Source organism: Dyella tabacisoli (assembly GCF_003350925.1).
Taxonomy (GTDB): domain Bacteria; phylum Pseudomonadota; class Gammaproteobacteria; order Xanthomonadales; family Rhodanobacteraceae; genus Dyella_C; species Dyella_C tabacisoli.
In genome coordinates, this window is record NZ_KZ857192.1 from 1 (window position 1) to 11,764 (window position 11,764).

2 protein-coding genes are annotated in these 11,764 nt (G+C 64.7%); both read left to right on the forward strand.

Going from position 1 to position 11,764, the window contains the following annotated elements; translation table 11 throughout:
• Nucleotides 1-508 (forward strand): phosphopantetheine-binding protein (locus tag DVJ77_RS20835; protein WP_162791632.1); only part of this gene is annotated, 508 nt, incomplete at its 5' end.
• A gap of 90 nt (nt 509-598) precedes the next feature.
• The coding region (locus DVJ77_RS20840; protein WP_114847467.1) for a non-ribosomal peptide synthetase at nt 599-11,764 on the forward strand (11,166 nt) is incomplete at its 3' end.

Below are 11,764 nucleotides of genomic sequence, written 5' to 3' on the forward strand. Positions count from 1 at the left end.
GGCGGCGCGCGAAGATCATCTGGGTCACAAACAACTGGTCGGCTATGCGGTGCCGCAGGACGGCTACGCGCTGGATGCGGCCGCGTTGCGGCGCACGCTGGCCGAGCTGCTGCCCGACTACATGGTGCCGGTCACCGTCGTGCTGCTGCCCGCCTTGCCGCTCTCGCCCAACGGCAAGCTGGACCGCGCCGCGTTGCCGGCGGCGGACTTCAACCGCGAGCCGTTGCGCGAACCGCGCAACCCGCAAGAGGCCGCCCTGGCTGCGCTGTTTGCCGAAGTACTCGGCATCGAACAGATCGGCATCGATGACAGCTTCTTTGAATTAGGCGGCCATTCGCTGTTGGCGACACGCCTGCTCAGCCGCATCCGCAGCAGCCTGTCGGTGGAGCTATCGATCCGTGCGTTGTTCGAGGCGCCCACCGTGGAAAAGCTGATGCAACGCATCCAGGAAGCGCCGAAAGCGCGGGTGGTGTTGCGCCCGATGACTCAACGCAACAAGCAGACCTAAGCCATCGGCATCGATGCGGTGCGGTTCGCCCGCACCGCGCCAACCATCCAGGACCCCCACGTGCCGGCAGCAAACGGATCAGGAATCGATATGGTAGACGCCAGCTTCAGCACCTCCTACGCAGAACCGATCCCGCTCTCGTTCGCGCAGAAGCGGCTGTGGTTCACCTATCAATTGGAGGGCCGCAGCGCGGCGTACAACATGCCGTTCGCGCTGCGTTTCGAGGGCGAGCTGAACCGTGCCGCGCTGAAGCAGGCGCTGGCCGACGTGGTTGAACGGCACGAGACCTTGCGCACCGTGGTCAAGGACACCGGCGAGACCGCCGAGCAGTTCGTCATCGATACGGTCTGTGTCGAACTGCCATTGATCGAATTGACCACCGATGAGGCCAGCCTGCCCGACGCATTAAAAGACGCGGCCGGCTACAACTTCGACCTCGAACGCGAAATCCCGATGCGCGCCTGGCTGTTCGCACTGAGCGAGAACAGCCACGTACTGTTAGTCGTGCTGCATCACATCGCCTGTGACGGCTGGTCACTGGCGCCGCTGACCATGGATCTTTCCACCGCGTATACCGCACGCTGTGCAGGCACCGCCCCAGCGTGGGAGCCATTGCCGGTGCAGTACGCCGACTACACGTTGTGGCAACGCGAATTGTTGGGCGAGGAATCGGACCCGGACAGCCTGATCGCACGGCAAAGCAGCTACTGGAAACACACGCTGGCCGAACTGCCCGAGCAACTGAACATCGCTACCGACCGGCCGTATCCGCAGATCGCCAGTCATCGCGGCGACGCGGTGTATTTCACCCTGGAGACCGAATTGCATCAGCGCGTGCATGCACTGGCGCGCGAGCATCAGGCCACACCGTTCATGGTGTTGCATGCGGCCCTGGTGGTGTTGCTGAGCAAGCTCGGCGCCGGCGACGACATCGTGTTGGGCAGCCCTATCGCCGGGCGTACCGACGAAGGGCTGCATGACCTGGTCGGCTTCTTCGTCAATAACCTGGTGTTGCGCGTCGATATGTCGGGCAACCCGAGTTTCGAGCAACTGCTGGCGCGCGTGCGCAGCGCCGATCTGGCCGCCTACGAGCATCAAGACATGCCGTTCGAGCGACTGGTGGAAATTCTCAACCCCACTCGTTCGCTGTCGCATCAGCCATTGTTCCAGGCCACCGTGGTCTTGCAGAACAACGCCGACGCCAGCCTGGAGCTGCCGGGCCTGCGAGTAAGCGCGGAACCGCTGCACGAGCTGAGCGCAAAAAACGATTTGTACTTCACGTTTATCGAGCAGGACGCCAGCGCCGACGAACCCGGCGCGTTCCTTGCCTCGATCGACTACGCCACCGATCTGTTCGACCAGGCCACGGCCGAGCGCATCGCGCAGCGATTGATGCGAGTACTGCACCAGGTCGTTGCCGCCCCGACGCGTCCGTTAAGCGAGATCGACGTGCTCGATGCGGAAGAACGCGAGCAGTTGTTGTTCCACTGGAACGACAGTGCGCGCGCACTGCCCGCCACCACCCTGCCCGATCTGTTTGAGCAACGCGTGCAGGCAACGCCCGACGCACCGGCTGTCATATTCGGCGACACCGTACTGAGCTATGCCGAACTCGACAGCAAGGCCAATCAACTGGCGCGCCATCTGCTGGACATGGGGGTGGGCCCGGAATCGCTGGTGGCTTTATGCGTGGAGCGCTCGCCGCTGTTTTCGATCGGCCTGCTCGGCATCCTCAAGGCCGGCGCGGCGTATTTGCCGATAGATCCGAACTATCCGGCCGAACGCGTGGCATGGATGCTCAACGATGCCATGACGCCGGTGCTGATTACCGAGGCGGCGGTGATCGAACGGTTGCCCGCGCACTGGGCGCAGTTGGTGGAACTGGACACCGATGGCGCGCTGATCGCCACCCAGCCGGCCAGCGCACCTGCGCGTGAATCGTTGCCGGACAGCCTGGCTTACATGATTTATACCTCCGGCTCGACCGGCACACCTAAGGGCGTAGCGCTTAGCCATCGAGGCGTGGCCAGCCTGATCGCCAGCCAGATCGAACATTTCACGGTAACCCCCGCCTCGCGCGTGCTGCAATTTGCCTCGGCCAGTTTCGATGCCGCGTTCTGGGAATGCTGCATGGGCCTGCTGTCCGGCGCGCAATTGGTATTTGCGCCGAGCGACGAACTGATTCCCGGCGACGCACTGGTGCAGTTGTTGCGCCGCCATGCGATTACTCACGTTACGTTGCCGCCGGCCGCGTTACCGGTCATGTCTGCGGACAACTTGCCCGATTGCGCGCAACTGATCGTCGCCGGCGACGCCTGCCCGCCGGCGCAAGTCGCGCGCTGGTCCGAAGGCCGGCGCATGTTCAACGCCTATGGCCCCACCGAAACCACCGTCTGCGCCACCATTGGCGCACCGCTGAGGGGCGCCGTGGCGCCGACAATCGGCCGCCCGATCGCCAATGCGCAGGTCTACATACTCGATGCCGCCATGCAGCCGGTCCCGGTCGGCGTCGCCGGCGATCTGTATCTGGCCGGCCAGGGTCTTGCGCGCGGTTACTTCCAGCGTCCGGCGCTGACCGCCGAACGTTTTGTGGCGAACCCGTTCACGCCGGGCCAGCGCATGTACCGCTCCGGCGACCTGGCGCGCTGGCTGCCGGATGGCGAGCTGGATTTTCTCGGCCGCGTCGATCACCAGGTCAAGGTGCGCGGCTTTCGCATCGAGCTGGGCGAGATCGAAGCGGCGCTGGCGCGTTTGCCCAACGTAGCGCAGAGCGTTGTGCTGGCACGCGAAGATCTTACTGGCCAGAAACAGCTCGTCGGTTACGTGGTCGCCAACGAGGGTACGACGCTCGATCCGGCCGCGCTGCGCCAGGCCCTCGCCGGCCCGTTGCCCGACTATATGGTGCCGGCTGCCATCGTATTGCTCGACGCACTGCCGCTCACGCCCAATGGCAAGCTCGACCGCAAGGCGCTGCCCGCACCGGACTACGCGAGCGCCGAACGCCGCGCGCCGCGCACGCCGCAAGAAACCGCCCTAGCCGGATTGTTCGCCGAAGTGTTGGGGCTGGAGCGCGTCGGCATCGACGATAGCTTCTTTGATCTGGGCGGCCATTCGTTGCTTGCCACCCGGCTGGTCAGCCGCATCCGCGCGACCCTGGACGTGGAGCTGGCGATCCGCACCTTGTTCGAGCACCCCTGTGTCGCGGCGCTTGCCCAGCAATTGGACGGTGCCGAAAGTGGCCGTGCGCCGTTGCGCGCGATGCCGCGCCCCGAGCGCCTGCCGCTATCGTTCGCGCAGCAGCGGCTATGGTTTATCCAGCAGTTGGAAGGGCCCAGCGGCACGTACAACATTCCATTGGCGCTGAGGCTGCAAGGCCGCTTGAATCGCGAGGCGCTGATTCAAGCGCTGCACGATTTGTCGACGCGCCATGAAAGCCTGCGCACCGTCTTCGTCGAAGTGGAAGGTGTCGCTTGCCAGCACATCATCGCCGCAGAACATGCATGGCCGGCGCTGACCGAGCTGACGCTGGAGCTGCCGGCACTGGAGCAAGCCGTGGCCGAGGCGGCCACGCGGGGCTTTGATCTCGCCACGCAAAGCCCCTTGCGCGTGCACCTGTTTCGCCTCGGCGAACAGGAATACGTGCTGCTATTGGTACTGCACCATATCGCCGGCGACGGCTGGTCGCTGACGCCATTGCTGCGCGACCTCAGCCAGGCATATGCGGCACGTCTCGAACGGCAGGCACCGACCTGGTCGCCCTTGCCGGTGCAGTACGCCGACTACAGTCTGTGGCAACGCGAACTGCTGGGCGAGGAATCCAACCCCGACAGCCTGATCGCACTGCAAGGCGCTTACTGGAAGCGCACGCTCGCCGAGTTACCGGAGCAACTGGCCATTCCCACCGATCGGCCACGGCCGGCGGTTGCCAGTTATCGCGGCAAGGCGATCCAATTCCAGCTCGGCGCCGATTTGCACCGGCGCCTGCTGCATCTGGCACGAGAGCAGCACGCCACTTTGTTCATGGTGTTGCATGCGGCCTTTGCCGTGCTGCTGGGCAAGCTGGGCGCCGGCGAGGACATCGCCATCGGCAGCCCTATCGCCGGCCGTACCGACGACGCCTTGAACGAGCTGATCGGCTTTTTCATCAACACCCTGGTGCTGCGCACCGATTTGTCCGGCAACCCGAGCTTTCGCGAACTGCTGGAACGCGTGCGCGTGGCAGACCTGGCCGCCTATGCGCACCAGGACCTGCCGTTCGAGCGACTGGTGGAGATGCTCAACCCCAATCGTTCGCTCGCGCACCAACCGCTGTTTCAGGTGATGCTCGATTTGCAAAGCGGCCAGGCCAGCGAGTTCGCGTTGCCGGGACTGAGCCTGCGCGATGAGCCGCTTGGCGTGGCATCGGTGAAGTGCGATTTGAATCTGGTCTTCGTCGAATGCCATACACCCGACGGAGCCGCCGATGGCCTGTTCGCTTCCATCGACTACACCACCGACCTGTTCGACGAAGCCAGCGTCCGGCAATTGGCGCAGCGGCTATCGCGCGTGCTGGAAAGAGTGGCGCAGGCACCGGACACGTCGATCGCCGGCATCGGCCTGCTCGACGATGCCGAACGACAGCAACTGTTGCACGACGCCAACGCCACCACGAAACCGGTGTTGCAACACACCGCGATCGCGCGGTTCGAACAACAAGTACGACGCACCCCCGATGCCATTGCGCTGGTCTCGGGCGACAACGAACTGAGCTACGCCGAACTCAACCGGCGCGCCAACTATCTCGCGCACCGCTTGATCGGCAAGGGCATCGGCCCGGAACAACTCGTCGCCATCGCTTTACCTCGTTCGCCCGATGCGCTGGTAGCGATCCTGGCGGTGCTCAAAAGCGGCGGCGCGTATCTGCCGCTGGATTTGAACTATCCGGCCGATCGCCTGCGCTTGATGCTGGAAGATGCCAGGCCCTCGTTGGTGATCGGCGGCGAAGCCGCGCGCGCGTGGCTGGCTACTGGCTATCCGCTGCTTGCGCCCGACTGCGACGAAGATGGCGCGGCATGGGCCGACCCCGACGATACGTCGCGCTTGCTGCCACTGACGTTGCAGCACCCGGCCTATGTGATCTACACCTCCGGCTCCACCGGCCTGCCCAAGGGTGTGGTGGTTTCGCACGGCAATTTGAACGATTTCGTGACATGGGCCGTGGCTTATTTCGGCGAGCGGCTGGCCCGCGTGTGGCTGAGTACGTCGCTGTGCTTCGACGTGTCGGTTTTTGAACTGTTCGCACCGTTGTGCTCGGGCGGTCGCGTGCAACTGGTACAAGATCTGCTGGACTTGGCCGAGCAGCCGCGCGAATGGTTTGAAGGCAGCTTGATAAGTACCGTGCCTTCGGCCTTGTCGGGGGTACTGGAGCAAGGCCTGTCACTGCAAGGCGTGCACAGCATGGTGTTGGCCGGTGAAGCCCTGCCTGCCGCCTTGCTCGAACGCCTCGCCCACGAATGGCCGCAGTGCCAGGTGGCGAATCTCTATGGCCCTACCGAAGCCACCGTGTACGTCACCGGCTGGGATGGCGAAGACGCATCGGCGTCGGGCATCGGCGGTCCGCTCACCAACACTCGCGTCTATGTGCTGGACGCCGGCCTGCAGCCGGTACCGGTCGGCGTGCCGGGCGAGTTGTACCTGGCCGGCGACGGCCTGGCCCGCGGCTATCTGAAACGCCCGGCCTTGACCGCCGAGCGCTTCGTCGCCAACCCGTTCACCTCCGGCGAGCGGATGTATCGCACCGGCGACCTGGTGCGTTGGCGGGCGGGCGGCGAGCTGGATTTTCTCGGCCGCGTCGATCATCAGGTCAAGGTGCGCGGCTTCCGCATCGAGCTGGGCGAGATCGAAGCGGCACTTACACGCCAGCCCGGCGTGGCGCATGGCGTGGTCGTCGCGCGCGAAGACCAGCCCGGCCATAAACAACTGGTCGGTTATGCAGTCGCCGCCGAAGGCGTCGTACTCGATCCGGCGATGTTGCGCCAGGCTCTCGCCGGCCCGTTGCCCGACTACATGGTGCCGGCCGCCATCGTATTGCTTGACGCACTGCCGCTCACGCCCAATGGCAAGCTCGACCGCAAAGCGCTGCCCGCCCCCGACTACACCCGTGCCGAAAGCCGCCAGCCGCGCACGCCGCAGGAAATCATTCTCGCCACCCTGTTCGCCGAAGTACTCGGACTGGACAAGGTCGGCATCGACGACAGCTTCTTCGATTTAGGCGGCCATTCGCTGCTCGCCACCCGGCTGGTCAGCCGCATCCGCGCCACCCTGGATGTGGAACTGGCAATCCGTACTTTGTTCGAATATTCCTCGGTCGCCACGCTGGCGCAACAACTGGCCAACGCCGAACGCGGCCGGGCGCCGCTGCGGTCGATGCCGCGCCCCGAGTATCTGCCGTTGTCGTTCGCGCAGCAGCGCCTATGGTTTATCCAGCAGATGGAGGGCGCCAGCGGTACTTACAATATTCCGCTGGCACTGCGTCTGCACGGCGCGCTGAATCGCCAGGCACTGACGCAGGCCCTGCACGATGTAATCGCGCGGCACGAAAGTCTGCGTACCGTCTTCACCGAAACGCAGGGCGTGGCCTATCAACATATCCTGGCTGCCGAGCAGGCACGGCCACACCTGATCGAGCACCGCATCGACGAAGCCGGCTTCGCGCAGGCGCTGGCCGACGCCTCGATGCAAGGCTTCGAGCTGGCTACACAAAGCCCGCTGCGCACGCACGTGTTCGAGCTGGGCGAACACCAGCATGTACTACTGCTGGTACTGCACCATATCGCCGGTGACGGCTGGTCGCTGGCGCCGCTGCTGCGTGATTTGAGCGCCGCCTATGCGGCACGAGTCGAGCAACAGGCACCGACGTGGTCGCCCCTGCCGGTGCAGTACGCCGACTACAGCCTGTGGCAGCGCGAACTGCTGGGCGAGGAATCCGACCCCGACAGTGCTATCGAAAAGCAATGCGCCTACTGGCGCCGGCAGCTAGCCGCCCTGCCCGAGCAACTGAACCTGCCCAGCGATCGGCCGCGCCCGGCCGTCGCCAGTTATCGCGGCGATGTTGTGCGCTTCCAGCTCGATGCCGAACTGCATCGCGGCCTCTTGCATCTGGCACGCGAACAACACGCCACCTTGTTCATGGTGTTGCATGCGGCCTTCGCCTTGCTGCTCAGCAAGCTCGGTGCCGGCGAGGACATCGCCATCGGCAGCCCCATCGCCGGTCGCACTGACGATGCCTTGAACGATCTGATCGGCTTTTTTCTCAACACCTTGGTATTGCGCACCGACCTGTCCGGCAACCCGAGCTTCCGCGAGCTGCTGGAGCGCGTCCGCGCAACCGACCTGGCCGCCTATGCTCATCAAGACCTGCCGTTCGAACGGCTGGTGGAAATGCTCAACCCGGTGCGCTCGCTGGCTCATCAGCCGCTGTTCCAGGTGATGTTGATGTTGCAGAACAACCAGGAGGCCGACCTGGCCTTGCCTGGGCTGGCCGTGCAGCCTGAAGAAATCGGCAAGTCGATTGCCAAGTTCGATCTGCGCCTGGCGATGGGCGAGCAATGGGATGCCGATGGCCTGCCGGCCGGCATCGCCGCCGAGCTTGAATACGCCTGCGATCTGTTCGATGCGGATTCGATGCAGACACTCGTCGCCCGGCTGACCGACCTGCTACGCGCGGTGGTCGCCAATCCGGCGGTATCGCCTGCGCAAATCAGTCTGCTCATCAGTACCGAACGCAGTCTGCTGGAGCAATGGAACGACACCACGCAAGGGCGTGCGGCGGCTACGCTGCCGGAATTGTTCGAACGCCAGGCGCAGGCCACGCCGGACACGATCGCGCTAGTGTTTGGGCAACACATGTTGAGCTACGCCGAATTGAATCGGCGTGCCAACCAGCTAGCTCATCGCCTGATCGACTGCGGTGTCGGCAGCGAGCAGTTGATAGCGCTGGCCATGCCGCGCTCGATTGAACTGGTCATAGCGTTGCTGGCGATTCTGAAATCCGGTGCGGCCTACTTGCCGGTGGATCCGGCATATCCACCCGAGCGCATCGCGGCGATGCTCAACGATGCCCGGCCGGCGGGCATTCTCAGCACGGTCGAAGCCGCAGCCTCGCTGCCGGCAGGCGCCCGGCTGATTCTTGTTGACGATACGGCAAGCGTCAACGCGGCATTCCCGCCCGCGCACAACCCTACCGACAGCGAACGTCTGCGCCCGCTGCGACCCGAACATGCAGCCTACGTGATCTATACCTCCGGCTCGACCGGACAGCCCAAAGGCGTATGCATCCCGCACCGTAATGCGGCCGGCTATCTGCGATTCCTGGCCAGCAACTACGCCGTCGGTGCGCAGGACGTGGTGCTCAACCTGACCTCGATTTCGTTCGACCCGTCGATCCGCGACATGCTTTGCCCGTTGCTCGCCGGAGCGCGGCTGGTGATGATCGACGACGCCAGCGCGCGCGATCCGGCAGCCTGCCTGCAGGCACTGCATCGGCACGCGGTTACCAGCGTACTCAGCATGACGCCCAGCCTGCTGCACGAACTGGTCGCAGCCCAGCAAGCCGCGCCGTGCGAACTGCAGTTGCGCCAGCTACTGACCTGCGGCGAAGCCCTGCGCGGCGAGCTACTGTTGCGCGCCATGGATGCCCTGGGCTGCACGGTGCTGGCCAACCAGTACGGTCCGACCGAATGCACGATGACCTCGACCTGGAAAGCTTTCCGTCGCGGCGATTATGTCGATGGTCCGGTGCCGGTCGGCCGACTGGTCGACAACGCCCAGGCCTATGTGCTGGACGCCGGCCTGCAGCAGGTACCGGTCGGCGTGCCGGGCGAGTTGTACCTGGCCGGCGACGGCCTCGCCCGCGGCTATCTGAAGCGCCCGGCCTTGACCGCCGAGCGCTTCGTCGCCAACCCGTTCACCCCCGGCGAACGGATGTATCGCACCGGCGACCTGGTGCGGTGGCTGGCGGGCGGCGAGCTGGATTTTCTCGGCCGCGTCGATCATCAGGTCAAGGTGCGCGGCTTTCGCATCGAGCTGGGCGAGATCGAAGCGGCACTCACACGCCAGCCCGGCGTGGCGCATGGCGTGGTCGTCGCGCGCGAAGACCAGCCCGGCCACAAACAACTGGTCGGTTATGCGGTCGCCGCCGAAGGCGTCGCACTCGATCCGGCGGCGTTGCGCCAGGCTCTCGCCGGCCCGTTGCCCGACTACATGGTGCCGGCCGCCATCGTATTGCTTGACGCATTGCCGCTCACGCCCAATGGCAAGCTCGACCGCAAAGCGCTGCCCGCCCCCGACTACACCCGCGCCGAAAGCCGCCAGCCGCGCACGCCGCAGGAAATCATTCTCGCCACCCTGTTCGCCGAAGTACTCGGACTGGATAACGTCGGCATCGACGACAGCTTCTTCGATTTGGGCGGCCATTCGCTGCTCGCCACCCGGCTGGTCAGCCGCATCCGCGCCACCCTGGATGTAGAACTGGCGATCCGCACCTTGTTCGAGCACCCGTCCGTCGTCGCACTTGCCCAGCAATTGGATAGCGCCGAACGTGGCCGCGCGCCACTGCGCGCGATGCCGCGCCCCGAGCGTCTGCCGTTGTCGTTCGCACAGCAGCGCTTGTGGTTTATCCAACAACTGGAAGGTCCGGGCGGCACCTACAACATGCCGCTGGCACTGCGTCTGCACGGCACGCTGAATCGCCAGGCACTGACGCAGGCGCTGCACGATGTGATCGCGCGGCACGAAAGTCTGCGTACCGTCTTCGCCGAAACGCAGGGCGTGGCCTATCAACATATCCTGGCTGTCGAGCAGGCACGGCCACACCTGATCGAACACCGCATCGACGAGGCCGGCTTCGCGCAGGCGCTGGCCGACGCCTCGATGCAAGGCTTCGAGCTGGCTACGCAAAGCCCGCTGCGCACGCATGTGTTCGAGCTGGGCGAACATCAGCATGTATTACTTCTGGTGCTGCACCATATCGCCGGCGACGGCTGGTCGCTGGCGCCGCTGCTGCGTGATTTGAGCGCGGCTTATGCGGCACGAGTCGAGCAACAGGCACCGACGTGGTCGCCCCTGCCGGTGCAGTACGCCGACTACAGCCTGTGGCAGCGCGAACTACTGGGCGAGGAAGCCGACCCCGACAGTGCCATCGAAAAGCAATGCGCCTACTGGCGCCGGCAGCTAGCCGCCCTGCCCGAGCAACTGAACCTGCCCAGCGATCGACCGCGCCCGGCCGTCGCCAGTTATCGCGGCGATGTCGTGCGCTTCCAGCTCGATGCCGAACTGCATCGCGGCCTCTTGCATCTGGCACGCGAACAACACGCCACCTTGTTCATGGTGTTGCATGCGGCCTTCGCCTTGCTGCTAAGCAAGCTCGGTGCCGGCGAGGACATCACCATCGGCAGTCCCATCGCCGGTCGCACGGACGACGCCTTGCATGACTTAATCGGATTCTTCGTCAACACTTTGGTGTTGCGCACCGACCTGTCTGGCAACCCGAGCTTCCGCGAGCTGCTGGAGCGCGTCCGCGCGACCGACCTGGCCGCCTATGCGCATCAAGATCTGCCATTCGAGCGGCTGGTGGAAATGCTCAACCCGGTGCGTTCGCTGGCTCATCAGCCGCTGTTCCAGGTGATGTTGCTGTTGCAGAACAATCACGTTGACGAACCCGTGTTCGCCGGGCTTCAAACCCAGCCGCAAGCCCTCGATAAATCGATAGCCAAGTTCGATCTGCGCTTGAGTCTCGGCGAAACGCGCATGAGCGATGGCGCAGCCGGCGGCATCGTCGGTGAACTCGAATATAGCTGCGACCTATTCGAACGGGCCACGGCGGAACGCTTCGCTTCCCGGCTCGAACGGTTACTGACCGCTATCGTCGCGGCGCCGGCACGAAGTATCGATGCACTCAGCCTGCTCGATGACGCCGAGCGCGAACAAGTCGTAGTGAACTGGAACGCCACTACTCGCGCGCTGCCGGCATTGAGCTTTCCCGTGCTGTTTGAACAACAGGTGTCGCGTGCGCCCGATGCCATCGCGGCCGTGTTTGAACAAGAGCGCCTGACCTACGCCGAACTCAACGCTCGCGCCAATCGCCTCGCGCGTGCGCTGGTGGCCCAGGGCATCGGCCCCGAACAAGCGGTCGCCGTTGCCCTGCCGCGTTCGCTCGATATGCTGGTCGCGCTGCTCGCCGTGCTTAAAAGCGGTGCCGCCTATCTGCCGCTGGACCTG